Origin of the sequence: Lactobacillus acetotolerans DSM 20749 = JCM 3825 (assembly GCF_001436775.1) — a bacterium.
GTDB classification, from domain to species: domain Bacteria; phylum Bacillota; class Bacilli; order Lactobacillales; family Lactobacillaceae; genus Lactobacillus; species Lactobacillus acetotolerans.
Map to the genome: position 1 here is coordinate 1 of NZ_AYZC01000020.1, position 20713 is coordinate 20713.

Annotated in this window: 18 protein-coding genes; 16 read left to right on the plus strand and 2 right to left on the minus strand. The window is 36.0% G+C overall.

Annotation, left to right across the window (positions count from 1 at the left end):
* Nucleotides 1–95: 95 nt before the first annotated feature.
* The 12 genes from FC77_RS04190 (at nt 96) to citX (ending at nt 14984) form a co-directional block, all read left to right on the plus strand.
* Nucleotides 96–3113 (plus strand): type I restriction endonuclease subunit R, EcoR124 family, encoded by a 3018-nt coding sequence (locus FC77_RS04190; protein ID WP_056970254.1) that lies wholly within the window; start codon nt 96–98, stop codon nt 3111–3113.
* 172 nt (nt 3114–3285) lie between these two features.
* Nucleotides 3286–4689 (plus strand): class II fumarate hydratase, encoded by a 1404-nt coding sequence (locus tag FC77_RS04195; protein WP_056970255.1) that lies wholly within the window; start codon nt 3286–3288, stop codon nt 4687–4689.
* Nucleotides 4690–4703: 14 nt separating this feature from the next.
* Nucleotides 4704–6092, plus strand: a complete 1389-nt coding sequence (locus FC77_RS04200; protein ID WP_056970256.1) for a flavocytochrome c — start codon at nt 4704–4706, stop codon at nt 6090–6092.
* A 249-nt stretch (nt 6093–6341) separates the two neighbouring features.
* Complete coding sequence (locus FC77_RS04205; RefSeq protein WP_056970257.1) at nt 6342–7271, plus strand: L-lactate dehydrogenase; 930 nt, start codon at nt 6342–6344, stop codon at nt 7269–7271.
* A 30-nt stretch (nt 7272–7301) separates the two neighbouring features.
* On the plus strand, nt 7302–8000 hold the full coding sequence (locus FC77_RS04210; RefSeq protein ID WP_056970258.1) for an RraA family protein: 699 nt from the start codon (nt 7302–7304) through the stop codon (nt 7998–8000).
* Nucleotides 8001–8016: 16 nt separating this feature from the next.
* Nucleotides 8017–9486 (plus strand): DASS family sodium-coupled anion symporter, encoded by a 1470-nt coding sequence (locus FC77_RS04215; RefSeq protein WP_056970259.1) that lies wholly within the window; start codon nt 8017–8019, stop codon nt 9484–9486.
* Nucleotides 9487–9580: 94 nt separating this feature from the next.
* The gene (locus tag FC77_RS04220) at nt 9581–10375 is read left to right on the plus strand and encodes an alpha/beta fold hydrolase (RefSeq protein WP_056970260.1); all 795 of its coding nucleotides are present in this window, start codon (nt 9581–9583) and stop codon (nt 10373–10375) included.
* A 183-nt stretch (nt 10376–10558) separates the two neighbouring features.
* Nucleotides 10559–11614 (plus strand): [citrate (pro-3S)-lyase] ligase, encoded by a 1056-nt coding sequence (gene citC, locus FC77_RS04225; protein ID WP_056970261.1) that lies wholly within the window; start codon nt 10559–10561, stop codon nt 11612–11614.
* Nucleotides 11604–11897 carry a citrate lyase acyl carrier protein gene (gene citD / locus FC77_RS04230; protein ID WP_056970262.1) on the plus strand — a complete coding sequence of 98 codons (294 nt, stop codon included), beginning with the start codon at nt 11604–11606 and terminating at the stop codon, nt 11895–11897. Before citC ends, citD begins: the two co-directional genes overlap by 11 nt.
* A gap of 3 nt (nt 11898–11900) precedes the next feature.
* A complete protein-coding gene (locus FC77_RS04235; protein WP_056970263.1) occupies nt 11901–12815 on the plus strand; it encodes an aldolase/citrate lyase family protein in 915 nt (304 codons plus the stop codon).
* Nucleotides 12805–14343 carry a citrate lyase subunit alpha gene (gene citF, locus FC77_RS04240; protein WP_151443605.1) on the plus strand — a complete coding sequence of 513 codons (1539 nt, stop codon included), beginning with the start codon at nt 12805–12807 and terminating at the stop codon, nt 14341–14343. Before FC77_RS04235 ends, citF begins: the two co-directional genes overlap by 11 nt.
* A 101-nt stretch (nt 14344–14444) precedes the next feature.
* Nucleotides 14445–14984 carry a citrate lyase holo-[acyl-carrier protein] synthase gene (gene citX, locus FC77_RS04245; RefSeq protein WP_056970265.1) on the plus strand — a complete coding sequence of 180 codons (540 nt, stop codon included), beginning with the start codon at nt 14445–14447 and terminating at the stop codon, nt 14982–14984.
* Here citX and FC77_RS04250 read toward each other — a convergent pair.
* Together FC77_RS04250 and FC77_RS04255 are read right to left on the minus strand one after the other, a co-directional pair.
* Nucleotides 14981–15928 (minus strand): sugar-binding transcriptional regulator, encoded by a 948-nt coding sequence (locus tag FC77_RS04250; RefSeq protein ID WP_056970266.1) that lies wholly within the window; start codon nt 15926–15928, stop codon nt 14981–14983. The genes citX and FC77_RS04250 overlap by 4 nt on opposite strands.
* Before the next feature lie 135 nt (nt 15929–16063).
* A complete protein-coding gene (locus tag FC77_RS04255; protein ID WP_056970267.1) occupies nt 16064–16564 on the minus strand; it encodes an aminoacyl-tRNA deacylase in 501 nt (166 codons plus the stop codon).
* Nucleotides 16565–16626: 62 nt separating this feature from the next.
* On the opposite strand from FC77_RS04255, the gene prmA reads away from it, so the two are divergent.
* The 4 genes from prmA (at nt 16627) to dtd (ending at nt 20690) form a co-directional block, all read left to right on the plus strand.
* Complete coding sequence (gene prmA, locus FC77_RS04260; RefSeq protein WP_056970268.1) at nt 16627–17571, plus strand: 50S ribosomal protein L11 methyltransferase; 945 nt, start codon at nt 16627–16629, stop codon at nt 17569–17571.
* A 63-nt stretch (nt 17572–17634) separates the two neighbouring features.
* A complete protein-coding gene (locus FC77_RS08065; RefSeq protein WP_056970269.1) occupies nt 17635–17997 on the plus strand; it encodes a hypothetical protein in 363 nt (120 codons plus the stop codon).
* 15 nt (nt 17998–18012) lie between these two features.
* Complete coding sequence (locus FC77_RS04270; RefSeq protein ID WP_056970270.1) at nt 18013–20253, plus strand: RelA/SpoT family protein; 2241 nt, start codon at nt 18013–18015, stop codon at nt 20251–20253.
* Entirely contained in the window at nt 20253–20690 is a 438-nt protein-coding gene (dtd, locus tag FC77_RS04275; RefSeq protein WP_054681754.1) for a D-aminoacyl-tRNA deacylase, read from the plus strand. Before FC77_RS04270 ends, dtd begins: the two co-directional genes overlap by 1 nt.
* Nucleotides 20691–20713: the final 23 nt, after the last annotated feature.

Below are 20713 nucleotides of genomic sequence, written 5' to 3' on the forward strand. Positions count from 1 at the left end.
TAAATTTAGACATAGTAAAAGACCTAAAAGTGTCTCACTTTTAGGTCTCACTTCAATTTTTAAAGTAATGGCTTTTTTAGAAATGGGAGATTTTTTTGGAATCAGAAGCGGAAATTGAAGATAAATTAATTAATCAACTTAAACATGGTAAATCTCAATGGAATTTTAGAGATGATCTAAAAACTGAGGATCAGTTATGGACAAACTTTTTTAGAATACTTACATCCCATAACCAAGATATTCTTAATGGGGTGCCTTTAACTGAAAATGAGAAAGCAGTTATAAAATCAAAGATAGTTCATCCTACTTTTTATAAAAGTGCTGAATGGCTAGCTGGAGCCAATGGAATGGTTAAGCTCCCGATTCAACGAGATGATACTAAACTCGGTGTTGCTGATCTAGTGGTTATTGATAATACAAATATTGCTGGTGGCTCTTCGGTTTATGAAGTAGTGCATCAGATTCAGCTTCACAAACGTGATAATTTAGGTCGCAATCGTCGATATGATGTAACTTTGTTAATTAATGGTCTTCCTATGATTCATATCGAATTAAAAAATAGGATGCATAGTATTAAAGAAGCTTTTAACCAAATTCAAAAGTATATTGATCAGCAAATGTTTAACGGCATATATTCTACTACGCAAGTTTTTGTCATTTCTAATGGAACAGAGACAAAGTATATTGCTGCTGGACAACAATTAAGAGAAAAATTCCTGACTACCTGGGTTGATGAAAATAATAAGCCTGTACATGATTATTTATCTTTTGCTAAACGTGTTTTATCGATTCCAATGGCACATAAGTTGGTAACTGAATACATTGTTTTGGATAAGGAACAGCAGAATATTATTGTGTTGCGTCCTTACCAAATTCAAGCGATTGAAGCAATTAATAAGGTAGCTTTGCATCCAGATGATTCTTCAAATATAAGATCTGGATACGTTTGGCATACAACTGGTTCTGGGAAAACTTTAACTTCTTATAAAGTAGCTCACAATTTATTATCTATTCCTTCTATCAATAAGACGGTATTTTTAATTGATAGAAACGATCTGGATACACAAACTACGTCTGCATTTAAGACCTACGCACAAAACGATACAACTAGGGTAGAAGAAACTAAAAATAGTTATGAATTAGCTAGAAAGCTAGTAAGTCCTAACAAACAGGTCATTATTGCAACTCGCCAAAAGATGCAGGCCTTATTTAAACGAATTAAGAAAGATAATGGACAAAAGCGACTTTATAATAAACTGCAAGAGTTGAATTTAGCCTTTGTTGTTGATGAATGTCATAGGACGGTTTCACCAGACCAAAAGAACGAAATCGATGGCTTCTTTACTCATAAACCGATGTGGTTTGGATTCACCGGTACACCAATTTTTGCTGAAAATGCTAAGGAAGCAAAGGGTAAGAATGCTAGAACTACGGCTCAGCAATATGGACCATGTCTTGCAAAGTATACGATTAAAGACGCAATTCGAGATCAAGCCGTTTTAGGTTTTCAGGTTGAAGAAGAGACATATAATTCTGAAGAAACTGAAGATGAATCAGATACTAAAAAATTAGACCAAATTTATTCTTCTAAAGACCATATGGAAGCCGTCGTAAACCAAATTTTTAAGCAAGCTTGGAGTAAACAGGGGATTTTTAATAAAAATCACCGCGGCTACATTTATTCTGCACTTTTTACAACTCAATCTATTAAGCAGGCACAAAGATATTATCGTTATTTCCTGGAAATTATTAACGACCAAGAATACGATAATAAATATTTAAAGAGAATACGGAAAATAGTTCCAGATTATCCTAAGATTGCTATTACTTATTCGGTCGGTGAAAACCAAGATGGTGCTGATGCAAATCAAAGTGAAATGAAAAATTCTTTGAAAATTTATAATGCTATGTACCATACCGATTTTAGTATGGATGAATTGCGAGCTTACAACACGAATGTGAGTGAACGCTTAGCCAGAAAAAAGGAACAGTATAAGCCACGAGATCAGCAACTAGATATGGTGATAGTAGTTGATCGAATGCTTACTGGATTTGATGCGCCTAGTTTATCTGCACTTTATTTAGACCGTCCGCCTTTGCCATATAAAAATTTGATTCAAGCATTTTCTAGAACTAATCGTATTTTTGATCAAGATAAGAAATTTGGTCAGATCGTCACTTTTCAATATCCCAAAAAATATAAAGAAGACATTAATGGTGCAATTTCCTTATATTCCGATGGCGGAACAAACGAAGTAATGGCACCCAAGTGGGATACTTCAAAGGCATTATTTGAAAATGCAGAAAAAAAGATTGTTAAGTATTCAAATGTTTCCCAAGATACGATTTTAAATGCTCCCATAAAGGAACAAGAGAAATTTGCTAAAGAGTATCAAAACTTTGATAAAACTTTGGCTGCTGCTGAAACTTATAGTCAGTGGGACGACGTCAGTCTTGAAAAAGATTACGGAATAAATGATTCTTTTGTTGAGGAAACTAAAGCAATTTATGAAGTTGTCAAAGATAATATCAAGAAAACTCTTCCACAAATTGATCCTAACGTTGATGAACAACCGCTTGATTTAGATTATGAATTGGAAACTGGCGACAAACAAACAGTCGATTATCGCTATATTTTGCAATTAATCCAAACCTATATTCCTACTGATGATAATGAATCTGTTCAGAAGACTAATGCTGAAATAAATGAGATAGATACTTATATTGATGATTTATCGAAGACTAATAAAGTGATGGCCGGTTTATTGCAAAGTCTATGGGATAAAGTTAAGCAGAACCCAGAGAATTTCAGAAATAAACAGGTTAATGAAATATTACAAGCAATGATGGATGAAGCTTATGAAGAATTAATTAACGATTTTTCTAAAAAGTATTGCTTAAATTTAGACGATTTGAAGTTTGTTATTAAACATTATGATTTATCGAAGGATGAATATAAACAATCGGGATTAAATGAGTTGTTAGCTAGGAATTCATTTATTGAATATAAAAAAGAGCATCCTGACACTAATATGCTTATGTGGAAAAAGAATGTTCGGTCAAAGATTAGGAACTTTTACGCAAAAAAGATCATACCAATAACCGATAAATAATATATATAGCTTATGAAATTGTGTCTACTTTTCTATAGTTAATTATTTTAAAAAATATAAAAATAGTACATTTATTTTTAAAATATTGAAAAAGAAAGCCTTTCCAGGTATTATAATAAATGATGATATGTTAATTATATTAATAGGTTAACTATATGAGGAGAAAATTAATATGAGTAAACAAGAATACCGTATTGAGAGTGACACAATTGGTCCCGTAAAAATACCTAAAGATGCTTTATGGGGTCCGCAAACTGAACGGAGTCGTAACAATTTTCCGAGTGGTGAATTAATGCCACTGCAAATTATCCGCGCTTTTCTTCATTTAAAGAAAGCTGCTGCCGAATCGAATGTCGAAGTAGGGGATGAGCCTAAAGAAAAAGGTGCAGCAATTGAGGATGCAATTGATCATTTACTCTCATTGGATGATGTAGACTTGCGCAAAGATTTTCCATTACACGTACTTCAAACAGGTTCGGGTACCCAAAGTAATATGAATGTAAATGAGGTTGTTGCTAATTTGGCAAATAAACTTCATCCAGGTCTTAATATTTTGCCAAATGATGATGTTAATCGTGGTCAATCATCAAACGACACTTTTCCAACGGCAATGAATATTGTTGCTGTCAAAGCATTAGATAAATTAGAGCCAGCCGTTCAACATTTAATTGATGAATTAAAGATTAAACAAAATAAGTACTGGAAGACTGTTAAAGTTGGGCGTACACACTTACAAGATGCAACTCCAGTAACTTTTGGACAAGAAGTATCCGGTTATATTTCAGCTTTAAAGCATGATTTAGCTTACATTAAAGATTTAAAGCCTACTTTATATGAACTAGCTATAGGTGGTACCGCTGTTGGCACAGGTTTAAACGCTGTACCAGGTATGACTGAAAAAATAGCCAAAAAATTATCTAAAGTATACGGGCACGATTTTAAGGTTAAGACTAATAAATTCTGGGGCTTAGCACATCATTCAGGTATTAATGTAATGCATGGTGCACTCAAAACTTTAGCTGCGGATATGTTTAAGATTGCTCAAGATGTTCGTTTCTTAGCATCTGGTCCTCGTGCGGGTTACGATGAGTTAAATATCCCAGCAAATGAACCAGGATCTTCCATTATGCCTGGGAAAGTAAACCCAACTCAGTCAGAAGCCGTAACGATGGCTGCTGCCAAAGTGTTTGGTAATGATACCACCATTACCTTTGCAGCTTCACAAGGTAACTTTGAGATGAATGTTTTTAAAACCGTAATGATTGCGGCATTCTTAGATTCTTGTGACGTTTTGACGGGGACCATAACTGGTTTTGCTGATAAAATGATTCATGGTTTAACGGTTAACTCTGATAGAATGGATGAATTGCTTGAGAATTCATTGATGACAGTCACTGCATTATCACCACACATTGGTTATCATGCTGCTGCTAAAATTGCTCAAACTGCTGATAAGGAAGGCACAACTTTGAGGGAAGCCGCTTTAAAGAGTGGTAAGGTCACCGAAAAGCAATATGATGAGTGGATGGATTACATGCAGATGACTAATATTGATAAAACAAAACCAGAAGAGTAATTATAGGAGAGAAAATGGCAAAATTTATTTTTACCCCCAAAGATAGTTCTGAAATTAAAAATAATTATGATGCGATAATTGTTGGGTCAGGCGGAGCCGGCTTGACTGCAGCTATTCAAGCACATGAATTAGGCTTAAACGTTGTCGTTTTTGAAAAAAATGATCGTTTAGGTGGTAACACCCAGCGTGCCTCATCGGGTATGAACGCTTCAGAAAGTTTAGTGCAGTTAAAAGAAGGAATTATTGATAATAATAAAGACTTTTACAAAGAAACATTAAAGGGTGGCGGTCTGTTAAATGATCGTGACTTACTTAAATATTTTGTTAATCATTCAGCGATTGCTATTAGTTGGTTAATGGAACATGGGGTCGAACTAACTGACCTAACTCTTACTGGTGGAATGAGTAAAAAACGTGCTCATCGTCCGGCTTCGATGGCACCAGTTGGCAATTATTTGATTACGCAAACTTTAAAACAAGTTCAAAAAGAAGATATTCCCGTATTTAATAAAACTAAGGTCACTAAACTTTTACAGGATGATAAGAAGAAAGTTAATGGTGTCGAAGTTAAAACAGCAAATGGCACTAAGAAAATCTCAGCGAAAGCTGTACTCTTAGCATCCGGTGGTTTTGGTGCCTCTAAAGAAATTATTAAAAAGTATCGTCCTGACTTAGTAAATTATCAAACAACCAACCAGGCTGGTGCAACTGGTGATGGATTGAAACTTGCCAGTGCTCTTGATGCTCAACTCACACAAATGAACTTTATCCAGGTTCATCCAACTGCTCAAACTGATACCGATCATGTTTATTTGATTGGTGAAGGTTTACGGGGTGAAGGAGCAATTTTGGTTAATAAAGCAGGTAAAAGGTTCGTTAATGAACTAAATACTCGTAAGATTGTGTCTGATGCGATTACTGCTTTACATGAAGACGGTGCGTACTTGATCTTTGATCAAGGTATTCGTGATCATTTCCAAGCTGTAGAATTTTATGACCACGTTGGTTTAGTTGAACATGGTGATAATTTAGAAGATTTAGCCCAAATTATTGGAGTTGATCCTAATAATTTGCAAGAAACTGTAACTACTTGGAATAAAGCCGTTTCTGATCAAGATGATCGGGAGTTTAGTAGAACAACCGGCATGGACCGTTCGATTGATAAGGGTCCGTACTTTACAATTCATATTCATCCAGCTGTTCATTATACGATGGGTGGAATTCACATTAACCCTAAGACTGAGGTTTTAGATACCAATGGTAATATAATTAAAGGTCTTTATGCTGCTGGTGAAGTTTCCGGCGGACTTCACGGTAATAACCGTATTGGTGGCAATTCAGTAGCCGAAACTGTTGTTTTTGGTCGTCAGGCAGGAATACAAATGACCAAATTTATTCGTTAGCTGATAAATTAAGTTAAATTGAATATCGATAAACATCTGTGCATAGTAGCATAGATGTTTTTTTATTGTTTTGATTGAAAAAGTGAAAACTACCACAAGATAATTAAGTTTTAAATCTTGCTAAATATTTTAAATAATTAAAAAAACAATTATTTATTTGAAAATATTGAAAAAATGAAAGCGTTTAGTATATAATTGGTTGTGTAAAGAAGAACAAGTTATTTTTAAAGCTTGAAAGGAAATTAAATTATGAGTAGAAAAGTATTACTTGTCGGTGATGGTGCCGTAGGTTCAACTTTTGCAAATGATCTTTTGCAGAATACTAATGTAGATGAATTGATCATCGCTGATGTCGTTAAGAAGCGTCCAGTTGGGGATGCAATGGATCTGGAGGATATTAATCCCTTTATGGGTGAGACCAATATTCATTCTGGTGAATATTCTGACGCAAAGGATGCAGATGTTGTTGTAATTACAGCTGGTGTTCCTCGTAAACCAGGTGAAACAAGACTGGATTTAGTGAATAAGAACGTCAAAATTTTGAAGAGTATTGTTAAGCCAGTTGTCGATTCAGGATTTAAAGGTGTCTTTGTTGTTTCAGCTAACCCGGTTGATATTTTAACCACGTTAACTCAGAAGTTATCTGGTTTCCAAAAGAATCGGGTAATTGGTACTGGTACGTCACTTGATTCAGCCCGTCTTCGCGTTGAATTAGCTAAGAAACTGAATGTTCCAGTAGCTGCAGTTAACTCAATGGTTTTGGGTGAACATGGTGATACATCATTTGAAAACTTTGATGAATCAAGGGTAAACAATAAACCACTTCGTAATTATAAAGAAATTGATGACGATGTTTTAAATAATATTGAAACAGATGTACGTAAAAAGGGTGGAAAGATTATCGCAAATAAAGGTGCTACCTTTTACGGTGTAGCCATGATGCTCACCCAAATTGTTAGTGCTATTTTGGATAATCGTTCTATTGTTCTTCCGTTATCAGCACCAATTAATGGTGAATACGGCATCAAACATGAGCTTTATCTGGGCACGCCAACAGCTATTGATGGTAATGGTATTAGCCACGTAATTGAAACTAACCTTTCAGATATTGAAAAAGAAAAAATGCTTAATTCAGCCAATAAGATGCAAGAAGTTTTAGACGGAATTGATTTGAATTAAATTAATCTAATTTGTAAAGGATATATAAAAATGCAAGTTGGTAAAAGAATTTATTTAAAGCGTGAAATGCCTGATCTCAAGGTTGTTAAGAGCTTTGCAAAGCTTCCAGCCTCAAACGTTGCTGATTGTATGGAAAGAAGCAACGCAATGAATCCACGGATTCAATTGATGTCGAATCCAGATCAGGAGATGTGTGGTCCAGCTTTCACTGTTCATACAAGAGCAGGTGACAATTTAGCTATTTATGCAGCACTTAAATATTGTCATCCAGGTGATGTTGTTGTTATTAATGATGAAGGTGATGATACAAGGGCTGTCATTGGTGAGGTTATGATGACTTGGCTCCGTGATCAAAGGCACGTTGCTGGTGTCGTTGTTGACGGACCGATGCGTGATATCGATAGTCTTCAAAATTGGAAGTTGCCAATTTATGCAACTGGTACTACTCCGGGAGGACCTTATAAAGAGGGCCCTGGTGAGGTCAACGTTCCTGTTGCTTGCGGTAATATCAGTGTTTACCCGGGAGACATAATTTTAGGTGATCCTGATGGTGTAATTTCTATTCCAAGAAAAGAAGCAGCAGAACTTCTACCAAAAGCTCAAGCCTTTCATAAAAAAGATGATGCAAAGGCTGCCGCCTTCAGTAAGGGTACAGCAGATTTAGCTTGGGTGGATGATGCACTTAAAGATAAAGGATTTAATGTTATTGACGATATCTATCGCCCATAAATAAAGAGGAAAACTTATGAAAACTCTAGAAAAAGTAAATTATAAAGGTTTTATTTGGCCTTTAATAATTGGAATTATTTTATGGTGCATTACGCCTTGGCGTCCAGCAGGATTATCATCGCAAGCCTGGGAGATGTTTGCAGTCTTTGTTGCAACGATAGTTGGCTGTATTACCAAGCCCTTACCAATTGGAGGAACTACCTTAGTTGGGTTAGTTGTTACCGTTCTTGTTGATTTAGCACCTATGAAAGATGTTGTTAATCCCAAGACTGGTGCAGTTACGGATACTGGTGTTCTCAGTGCTTTTAGCAATTCAGCCTCATGGTTAATTGCCATGGCATTCATTATGGCATATGGAATTAGTAAAACCGGTTTGGGCAACAGAATTGCTTATTGGATGATCCGGCGATTTGGTAAAAAATCGTTGGGTATCGGTTATGCAATTACTGGCTTGGAATTAGTTCTTGGTGCTTTGATTCCATCTAACAGTGCCCGTACGGGTGGTGTTGTTTGGCCAATTACTGAATCAATTTCAGAAAGTTATGATTCTAAACCAAATAGCCCGTCACGTAAGAAAATCGGTGCTTACCTGGACTTTATGGCTTTTCATGCGAATATTCTTTCTACTGCATTGTTTATTACAGGTGCGGCTCCAAATATGGTTGCGCAACAAATGGCCCAACAAAAGGGTTATACGATGACCTGGGGCGGCTGGTTCATTGCCGCTATCGTCCCGGTAGCCGTAGCTACGGTTATTATTCCGTTGGTTATTTATAAGATGTTTCCACCTGAAATTAAAGAAATACCTAATGCTAAGAAGTGGGCTGATGACCGTTTGGCAGAAATGGGTCCCATTTCAAAGCCCGAAAAGATTATGGCCGCTGTATTTGCACTTTCCATTGTGCTTTGGGTTCTGTCCGGATTCTTTAAGATTCCACAACTAGACTCAACTTTTGTAGCTTTCTTAGCCGTAGCACTTCTCCTGGTTACTGGTGTTTTGACTATGAAAGACGCTTTGAAGCAAACAGGTGCTTGGAACATTTTGATTTGGCTTTCAATTTTAATCTTCATGGCCGGTAAATTAATTTCTTATGGATTTATTGGCTGGTTCTCAAAGCTTATTCAAAATGGTTTGCACGGAATTAGTTGGAAAATAGTCCTCGCTATATTAGTTCTTTTGATGTTCTATACGCACTACTTCTTTGCTAGTGGTACAGCTCACATGACTGCACTTTACCTTCCGTTCTTATCAGTTGCTGTTGCAACTGGTGCACCGCTTGGTTTGTCAGCAATGCTCTTAGCATTTACTGGTGCAATCAATGCTTCAACTACTCATTACGCCAATGGACCTGCTTCCATTTTGGCAACTACCGGATACGTTAAACAGGGTGAATGGTGGAAGATGAACTTTGTTTTAGGTATCATTTATCTGCTTATCTTTGGTATTGTAGGAACATTCTGGATGAAGATAATCGGTGTTTGGTAAAAATTAGTAATTAATAAAAACAATCTGATTATATTTTCAGATTGTTTTTTCTTTGCTAGGCTTAAATTGATCGGTCAAGAAAGAGGTAAGTTAAATGGATTTTAAAACAAGTGATAAGGTTAATCTGCATTATTCGGATACGGGTGATATAGATAAGCCAACAATGTTAGGAATACCTGGTATTGGCGGTTCAAGTCAAATGTGGGGCAAAGTAATTGAACTTTTTAAGGATAAATTTAGGTTTATTGTGCTTGATCCTAGAAATCAGGGTTCATCAGAACGGACTTATAAGGGGCAAAGAATTAGTCGTCATGCTGCTGACGTTGAGGAACTTTTAGTTAATTTAAATTTAACTAACGTTATTGGAATCGGTAATTCAATGGGAGCATCCAATTTATGGTCATATTTGTCGATCTATGGTCCAGGACGATTCAGTGCCATTATCGATTTGGATCAATCTCCTAAGATGATTGCCGATAAGAGTTGGCAATATGGTTTTAAAGACTTAACTTGGGACAATTATCCAGATTATTTGAAGTTAGATTTTGGGAAAGCTTTTTATAATCATATTGATGATTCAATGTTTAATAAGGCTAAACAAGAAAATGCCAAACATCCCTATAATCCAGATGATAATTATAAATGCTTAATTAATCATGCAGAGGAAGATTGGCGTGATGTGCTGATAGACGCTCAACTGCCAATGCTTGTTTTAGCAGGTAAGAACTCACCCTTTTTTGATTATCATTTTACTGAAGCTATAAAAATTTTAAACGAAAAGATAGGTACTGAAGTCATTTCAAATTGTGGTCACCTTATTCAAGCAGAACAGCCGGTAAAAATGCATGACGCAATAATGAAATTTTTGACTAAAAATAACTTGCTGTAGTGCTAGTGATAAATGTGAAGTGCAAAACATTTATTTTTATTAAAGTTATTTGTAATAGCTTACATTTTTTAAATATTTAAAATTTTAAAGTATAAATTGTAATAATTTAAATAATAGAGTAAACTAAAGGTGTTGAATAAGTTGTATTTATTTGCACAAACTATAACTGAAGGAAGTGAATGAATGGATAAAGTTGTTGACCTTTATTTAAATGATTCCTCTACTAGAAGAAAATGGAAACATTTTTTGGAAAAATTGGGTTTGAATAATTTTAGTTCTAGAGAAATTGATGTTATTGATCATACTTTAGGTTTGGTTGATGATGCCGGTAATCTTGTTGGAACTGGAAGTATAGCTGGCAATGTTTTGAAATATATTGGTGTTTGTAATGAGGGGGCTCAACCGGGGGCACGTTTCAATAAAATTGTGACAGCATTACAACAATATATTTTTAACCAAAAAATTTTTCATAGTTTTGTTTTTACAAAGGCAAAGTATTCTAAAAGTTTTCAGCATTTAGGCTTTAATGAACTGGCTCATACCAAACAGGCTGCTTTTTTAGAAAGTGGAACGCCAGATGTAAATGCTTTTTTAGATACGATTCCTAAAGTAAAGGATCAAAAAAATAAAAAAGTAGCTGCAATAGTTATGAATGCAAATCCATTCACACTTGGGCACCGGCATTTAATAGAACTTGCCAATCAAGAAAATGATTTAGTTTACGTATTTGTGGTTGCGGCCAATGCATCTTTATTTAATACAGATGAAAGAATGAAGTTGGTACAAGCTGGGACTGCTGATCTCAAAAATATTTTTGTTGTTAGTGGTGGGGACTACATGGTCTCTCGAGCGACTTTTCCAGCATATTTTTTAAAATCTCCAGATGATCTGGTTGCAACACAGACGCAAATTGATGCCAATGTTTTTAAAAATATTATTGCACCGTGTCTGTTTATAAATAGTAGGTATATTGGAACAGAGCCTTTTTCGCGAACGACTAGTTTTTATAACCAAAGTTTGATTCAAGTGCTTGAGCCAAGTATCAAAGTTATTCTTGTGCCGCGTTATGAAGTTAATGGGCAAGTAATAACTGCAACCAAAGTTCGGCAATTAATTAAAGATGATAATTTGTTGGCTATTCAAAAGTTAGTACCATCTACAACGATGGATTTTATTAAAAATAATAAAGAAATTTTACAAGATAGGATCAAGAAAGGAATGAATATTGATGGAAATTAAGACTACAGGTGTCGCAGGCACACTCGAATCGTCTGATATTCAGATTATGATTTCTAAGGGTACGGACGGTATCCAAATAGATTTAGACTCAGAAGTAGCAAAGGCTTATGGTGATCAAATTAAAAAAGTGATTACTGACACTCTAAAGAAATATGGATTAGATAATGTAAAGGTTAAAGCAACTGATAAGGGTGCCCTTGATTGTGTAATTGAGGCGCGTACTTTAGCAGCCGCTCAAAGAGCTACTGAAACTTCAGATAAACCAGAATTGGGGGTATTGTAAAGAATGACTTATGTAAAAAATCGTTTACGCCGTACCATGATGTTTGTGCCAGGCAATAATCCGGCTATGATCAAAGATGCTGGAATTTACGGTGCAGATTCAATCATGCTCGACCTCGAAGATGCTGTTTCTATTACTGAAAAAGATGCAGCAAGGATGCTCGTTTATAATGCAATTAAAACGGTTGATTTTGGCGGAGCTGAAATTGTTGTCAGGATCAACGGACAAGATACACCATTTTATGACGAAGATGTTAAAACCATGGTTAAAGCTGGAGTTGACGTTATTCGTTTACCAAAAACTGAATCAGCAGCAATGATCCAAAAATTGGTTAAAGACATGGAAAAAGCTGAAGAAGAATATGGTGTTAAAAAAGATTCAATTGGTGTGATGGCTGCTATTGAAAGTGCTAAGGGTGTCCTAAATGCGCCTGAAATTGCCACTTCCACACCACTTATGATGGGATTAGCAGTTTCTGGTGAAGACTATACTGCTGATATGCACACTCACCGTTATCCAGATGGTCGTGAACTTGAATTTGCCCGGAACATGGTTTTACAAGCTGCACGTGCAGCTGATGTTTACGCTTTTGATACCGTCTTTTCTAACATGAACGATACTGATGGCTTTTACCGTGAGACTAAGTATATTTATGAATTAGGTTATGACGGGAAGTCTCTTGTTAACCCACGACAAATTCCTATGGTTAATAAAGTGTTTAACCCAAGTAAAGATGAAATTGAAAACGCTAAAGCAGTTGAAAATGCTATTCGTGAGGCCAAAGCAAAGGGTTCAGGTGTTATTTCCATGAACGGAAAGATGGTTGACAAACCAGTTGTTGCTAAGGCTACCCGTGTACTTGAGACTGCAAAAGCTTCTAATTTAATTGATGAGGAGGGTAATTACATTGGAGAATAAAGTAAAACGTGAATTACCAGATGATTTAATGTCAAAAATGAATTTAAAACCATTTGAATCTACTGATATTGGTCACCCAGAAGTTCAGCGTGTTGCACCTAAAGTTCGTGTAACTTCCGATGAGAATAAAGTTGTTGATTCACTTGAAGACGTTATTAAGGAAAACTTGCGGGATGGGATGACTATCTCATTTCACCACCACTTCAGAAATGGTGACTATGCCTTTAATAAGGTAATGGACTTAATTATTAAGATGGGTTATAAGGATTTAACCTTAGCCCCATCATCACTGACTGGTGTCATGAATGACAAAGTTATTGAAGCCATTAAAAAAGGTGTAATTACGCATATTACTTCTTCAGGTATGCGTGGTTCGCTTGGTGACTTTGTATCTCACGGTGGTTTAAAGAATCCGGTTATTTTCCGTTCTCATGGCAACCGTGCCCGTTCAATCGAAGAGGGTGAAATCAAAATTGATGTTGCCTTCTTAGGCGTTCCTGTATCTGATCCAGCAGGTAATGCAAATGGTCAAGATGGGGATGCAATCTTTGGCTCACTAGGCTATGCATTAATGGATGCACAGTATGCCAATAAAGTTGTTTTATTAACCGATAATATTGTTGATTATCCAAATACTCCGGCTTCAATTAAACAAGATCAAGTTGATTATGTTGTTAAAGTTGATAAAATTGGTGATCCAGACAAGATTGGTTCAGGTGCAACTCGTTTCACCAAAGATCCTAAGGAATTGAAAATTGCTCAGATGGTTAACCAAGTGATCGTTAATTCACCGTATTATAAGCAAGGCTTTTCATTTCAAACCGGTTCAGGTGGTGCTGCGCTTGCAGTTACCCGTTATCTTCGCCAATCAATGATTGATGACGGGATTACCGCCTCATTTGCATTAGGTGGTATTACTAAACCAACCACTGATTTACTTGATGAGAGTTTAGTCAAGAAAATTATGGATGTTCAGGACTTTGATAAGGGTGCTGCAGCATCAATGGCTAAGAATAAGGATCAACAAGAGATTGATGCTTCATGGTATGCCGATCCTCACAACAAGGGGGCCGTCGTTAATAACTTGGATGTATCGATTTTGTCAGCTTTACAAATTGACACCAACTTCAACGTTAATGTTATGACCGGTTCAGATGGCATTATTCGTGGTGCTATTGGTGGTCACCAAGATGCAGCTAATGCTAAGATGACCATTATTACTGCGCCACTTGTACGTGGTCGGAATGCTACAATTGTCCCTAACGTTGAGACAGTGGTAACACCTGGTGATTTAATCGATGTTGTTGTAACTGAACGTGGAATTGCTATTAATCCTAAGCGGCAAGATTTAATCAAAGCCTTTTCTAAGGTTCCAGGATTAAAGATTCTTGACATTAAAGATTTGCAAAAATTAGCTCAAGAACAAGTTGGTACCCCAAAGCCACTTGAATATACTGATAAGACAGTTGCTTTAATTGAATATCGTGATGGTACAATTATTGACACTATTAAACAGGTTAAAGATTAATTTTGCTAAATAATTAAGCCAGAAAATAAGTGATAGCTTATTTTCTGGCTTTTTGGTTATAATGAATTTAACTGATTTTAATTTAAGGGGAAATAGAAAAAATGAAATCTATTTTTAATGAAGGTAAAAAGCAAAGTATTGCTGAAGTACTTGCTAGTAAAGATAAAAGAGTGGCTTTGCAGCAGGAAATTTTTACAAAGTATCCGAACAAAACGTTAGTAGACGTTAATTTAAACGTTCCAGGACCAATTAAGAATAATCACTACTTAGAAAAATTATTTAATCGGGGAGTTAATGAATTGGAAGGAAAATTCAAAAGGAATAATTTTCACTACCAGTTAATTAAACATTTAGATGAAGATACAGGTTCAGAAAATTTTTATGTTCTCGATGATAATGCAAACGGTGTAAAAAAGGTTACAACTGACTTTGAAGATAAAACAAAACTTGGCAGATTGTTTGATGCCGATGTTTTGATTAAAGGACAGAGTAATGCAATTTCTCGGAAAGATTTAGGTTATCCGGTCCGCAAGTGTTTTTTATGTAATCGACCCGCCAAAGAATGTTCACGCTCGAGACGGCATTCAGTAAGTGAATTACAAGATTATATTTCTAAAATTTATGGTGAAGAATTTAACTAAGAGTTTGCTTTGTTCTTTTGTAATACCCTTTCGGCAATCCCACTGTTGGTTATTAGGTGCGTGATCACACCACTTCGAAGTGCTCCTAACAGTGCATCTTCCTTAAACCTATTTTTAACGATAACAAAGCGGATAGGGGTTTTCATAATATCATCCAAGCTAATACCACAAATGTGGGGTTCAATTTGGTTCATAAAATTGCCATTAATGTCAAATGGCCGACCGAAAATCATCCCTGCAATCTTATTTTTATTGTTGTTAGCAAATAATTTCTTCTCATAGTATTTCATAAAGAATTGGCTGGATTCAACTGATTGAAGTGTCCCGACGCTTGCAAATAGAAGGTCAATCTTTTTATAGTAATTTTTTATATGCTGGTAGAACGGTTCTTTTTGAATTTCTTTGATTAAAGTTGGGTGAATTGCATAAAGAGGAGCTGGTAAAGTTAGGCATTTGGCATTGAATTTCTCAGCTGCATCTTGAGTCAAAGGATTCTTCCGCTTACTTGAATTAACAGCCTGTCCCAAAAGTTGTACGAAGGTTAAGTCTTCGTGATTTTCTTCATTAAAGTTATTAATGATGTCACGTATTAGAGTTCCCCAAGTTAAGCCAACGACTTTTGCTGATTTAAGGTAATTTTGCAATTGTTCGGCGGCAAAGGTGACCATAGCTTCATTATCTTGATTCTTAGTATCGAGATTTCGTAAGATGAAGACGTCTTTTAAATCGAAAAGTTGCAGAAATTTTCGTTCTAATTTTTCGTCCCGTTTCGTATTTTGATAAATGTTGATTTTAACAATACCTTTATCTTGAGCGTCGTCTAACGCTTTAGTTATTAGATACCGTGAAAGACTATATTTCTGTGAAATATCTGCAATATTTAATTTACTTAAATAATAATCATGCGCAATATTTGCGAGTTGTTCATCGGTTAATTGTGTCATTACTTTATTCCTTATTATAAGTTTTTATTTTGTCCTCTTATATTATAAAGTAATTATTTTATTTTTGTTGTAAAGGCTTAAATTAAAATCTAAAAAAACGAGCAGCTTAAACTGCTCGTTTTTTAGTATTCAAACTTATTCTAGTAAATCACAAAAAGTTGCGTGGGTAACTTTTTGTAAATCGGCTGGTTTAATGAAGACGCTACGCCCAACTTTACCACTAGAAACACCGACTTCTTCCTCATTTTTCATCCCTGCATCAAGGTAAATAGGGAAGTGGTGGTTAAAGTAGATACCGATCGGTGTATTTGCACCATGAACGTAACCGGTTGTCTTTTCAAGTTTTTTAAGCGGAAGCATTTCGCACTTTTTATTACCAGAATTTTTGGCTAATTTTTTCATGCTCAAATGTTCTGTAACCGGGACCACCCCGACTAATGGGCCAGTTTTGTTACCACTACAAACCAACGTCTTGTAGACCAAATGTTCATTCTCGTTTAAAATAGAAGTATCCATCTTTGCAACACCACCAGAATCTTTGTGGGTTGCAAATTCGGCTTGACGATAGGGAACTTTGTCCCGGTCAAGAATTTTTTCGACTAACGTTTTTTCAAGTTTACTTTTCTTTTTTGACATTTATACCACCTTTTTCAATGATAGCATTTGCCAAGGGAAAAATAAAAAGGGAGTTTATTTTTTTGAAATTATTAGTTATAAAAATTGCTACTAGTCATGAGGTTGAAGATGCTCTAAGTGTTTTTAGTCAAGATAATTTAAATGCTTTAGGAACTGAAACTAGAAATCGCGATGATTTTAAAAAGGCTGGTTGGCTACATGATTCAACTGTGGTAGAAATGGACGATATTAAAGATCTTCCTAAGGATACACAATTTATTGCTTACTTCGATCAGGAAGCAGATAAAGACGAACTGGTTAAAAAATACCGTGCTAAATTAAAGGAATTAAAGGGTTACGGCCTAAACATTGGTGAAGGTAATATACGGACTTCTTATATCGCTGATCAAGATTGGAATACCGCATGGCAAAAATATTACCACGTAATTGACTTTTCCCGGCATTTAGCTATTGTACCTAAGTGGGAACATTATAAGCCGGTGTTTAAAGACCAGCAGCTGATTAAACTTGATCCAGGCCTAGCTTTTGGGACGGGTAACCATAAAACAACCCAGTTAGCATTGATGGGGATTGAACGAGCAATGATTCGTCCGTCTACGGTAGTTGATGTCGGCACTGGTTCTGGTATCTTGGCAATTGCTGCGGCTAAATTAGGTGCAAAAAAGATTTTGGCTACTGATATTTCTGACGAAGCGGTAACAGCAGCAAAGGAAAATATTGCGCTTAATGATTTGCATAATATTAGTGTCCATAAAACCGATCTTTTGGCCGATGTAAAGGGTAAATTTAATATTATTGTTGCAAACATCTTAGCGGAAATTCTGCTTAATTTAATTCCGCAACTTGATAGTCATTTAAATAAAAACGGTCAAGCTATCTTTTCTGGAATTGATTACCTACAAATGCCTAAAATAAAAAGAGCTTTGAATGCAAATGACTTTAAGATTGACCTGTCTATGCAACAAGGAAGATGGGTTGGCTTAGTAATTGTTAGGAAAGATAAGTAAAAATGTATTATAATATAAAGTTAAAATGAGCCTGTTGGCTTAAAAACGAGAGGCTATAATTTTATGAGTAAAATTGGACATAAAATAAAGCAAATTCCAATATTAAAAAAATTAAATCAGTATCAAGCGATGTCAGTTATTTGGTGGAGTCTATTAGTTGCCATTTTGCCTCTTTTATTTAGTTTACTGAGTATACCGGTTATTGTGCGGGTAGGCTTACTTTTTATAATTATCAATTGCTTTATTAGTTACCATGTTGGTAAATTAATTGAAAAATTACACTTGAAATTCTGGTGGTTATTACTTCTACCGATTCTGTTCTGTTTAATAGTTATGATTAGATTTGCTAACTATAATTTGTTATTTGGATTGATTTACCTCATTTTTGAAATATTTGGGCTAATGAATAAACATATCTACAACTAGAAGGGGTGATTGTGTATGTCGAAGTATGTTGAGATGACTCATGACCAGGTTATTGATGCCTGTAAGAAATATATGGATGAAAAGCAGGTTGCTTTTGTTGAAAAAGCTTATAAATTTGCTGCTAAAGCTCATAAAGGCCAGAAACGCGCTTCTGGCCAGTCTTATATTGTTCACCCAACTCAAGTTGCGGGTACCTTGGCTAAGCTTGGCCTCGATCCCGACACGGTAGCAGCAGGATTTTTGCATGATACCGTAGAAGATACAGCCGCTACTAATGACGATATTAAGAGAGAATTTGGTAAAGATGTTGCTTTTATAGTTGATGGCGTAACCAAATTAAAAAAGTACCATTATAAGTCTCACCAAGAATTTTTAGCCGAAAATCACCGCAAGATGTTGATTGCAATGGCTAAAGACCTGCGAGTAATTATGGTTAAGTTAGCTGATCGTTTGCACAATATGCATACTTTGCAACATTTGCGTCCTGATAAGCAACGTAGGATTGCTTCAGAAACCATGGATATTTACGCGCCATTAGCTGACCGCTTGGGTATTGGATCCATTAAGTGGGAATTAGAGGATATGAGTTTCCATTATTTAAACCCAGAAGCTTACTATCGAATTGTTAATTTGATGGACGCAAAGCGTAGTCAACGTGAAAAGTATATTGACGATGCCATTAAGAGCCTGAAAAAAACTTTAGACGGCTTAGGTATTAAATATGATATTTACGGCCGGCCTAAGCATATTTATTCTATTTATAAAAAGATGGTTAATAAGCATAAAGACTTCGATCAAATCTATGATTTGCTTGCTGTGCGGGTCATTGTAAAAACTGTTCGGGATTGTTATGCGGTTTTGGGTGCTGTTCATACTAAGTGGAAGCCAATGCCGGGGCGGTTTAAGGATTATATTGCCGTGCCAAAGGTTAATGGTTATCAATCACTTCATACGACCATTATCGGACCTGGTGGCCGACCACTTGAAATTCAGATTAGAACTGAACAAATGCACGCGGTCGCTGAGTATGGTGTTGCTGCCCACTGGGCATACAAACGTGGTAACTTTAATGGTGTAAAGCAAACTAGTTCCAATGAAAAGTTGGATATGGTTCGTGAAATTCTTGAATTAAAGGATGAAACCAAAGACGCCGGCGAATTCATGAAGAGCGTAAAAAGTGATATTTTCTCTGATAGAGTTTACGTTTTTACGCCCAAAGGCGAAGTGTACGAACTTCCTAAAGGTTCAGTAACCCTTGATTTTGCTTATGCGATTCATACTCAAGTAGGTAATCATGCTGTAGGGGCTAAGGTAAATAATAAATTGGTTCCACTGGATTACAAACTGAAAAATGGTGACGTCGTTGAAATTATGACGCAAGCAAATGCTACGCCATCACGTGACTGGGTTGATAGTGTCAAGACTTCACGGGCACGTAATAAAATTCGTCGTTACTTTAGAGGTTTGGACCGGCAAAATAGCATTGAGCAGGGTAAGCAAATGGTTGCCGATCAATTGCATGATCAGGGGTTAGTTCCTAAAGATTTTATGGACAAAGACCATATTGAAAAGATCTTGGATCAATTTAATTACCATACTGCCGATGAAATGTTTGCGGCGGTTGGTTTTGGTGATCAGTCTGCAATTGGAATCGTTAATAGGCTTACCTTAGAGCTTCGACGTCAAAACGAGAAGAAGAAACAAAAGGAATACGAGAAGGAAATTTTAAATTCCGGCCAACAATCTTCTTCAGAAAAGCAACCAAGTAAGAATTCGACCTCACCGATGAAGATTAAGCACAAGAATGGTGTTATGATCCAAGGTATCAGTGATTTAATGCTACATCTGGCTAAATGTTGTAACCCAGTTCCGGGGGATGACATTATTGGTTACGTTACCAAGGGCCGAGGAGTAACTATTCATAGAGCCGATTGTCGTAATATTACTAAAAAGGTCGCTGGTCAAGGTCGTTTAATTGACGTTGAATGGGAGAACGTTGAAGAAAATAGCGCCCAGGCATTTAATGCTGATATTGAGGTCTTTGGCTACAACCGTAGCAACCTACTTGGTGACGTTGTTAATAAGCTTAATTCGTTAACTAATAATATTAATAATATCTCTGGAAAAGTTAATGATGAAAACATTGCGCATATTTATGCGACCGTTGCTGTTAGAAATTCTACGCAATTAGAAGATATTTTAAGTAAATTACGGGATATTCCTGATGTATACAAGACAAAGAGGTCGGATAACTAGTGCGAGTTGTAATTCAAAGAGTTAATCACGCTCAAGTAGACATTGGTGGCAAGACAGTAGGCAAAATTGGTAAAGGTTTGCTTTTGCTAGTTGGCATTAAAGAAGGTGATGAGCTGGCTACGATTAAGAAGGCAGCTGATAAGATCGCTAAAATGCGTATTTTTGAAGATGAAAATGGTAAGACAAATTTGTCTTTAAAAGATGTTAAAAGTGAAATTCTTAGTGTAAGTCAATTTACCCTTTTAGCAAATACTAAGAAGGGGAACCGTCCTAGTTTTGTCCACGCAATGAGACCACCTAAGTCTAAAGAACTATGGGAAGACTTTAATGAAGAACTTAAAAATGATGGCTTTAAAGTTGAAACCGGTAAATTTGGAGCAGATATGCAAGTCAGCTTAGAAAACGATGGGCCTTTTACTATTGTGCTAGACTTATAATTTAGCTTAATACGCTTACAAAG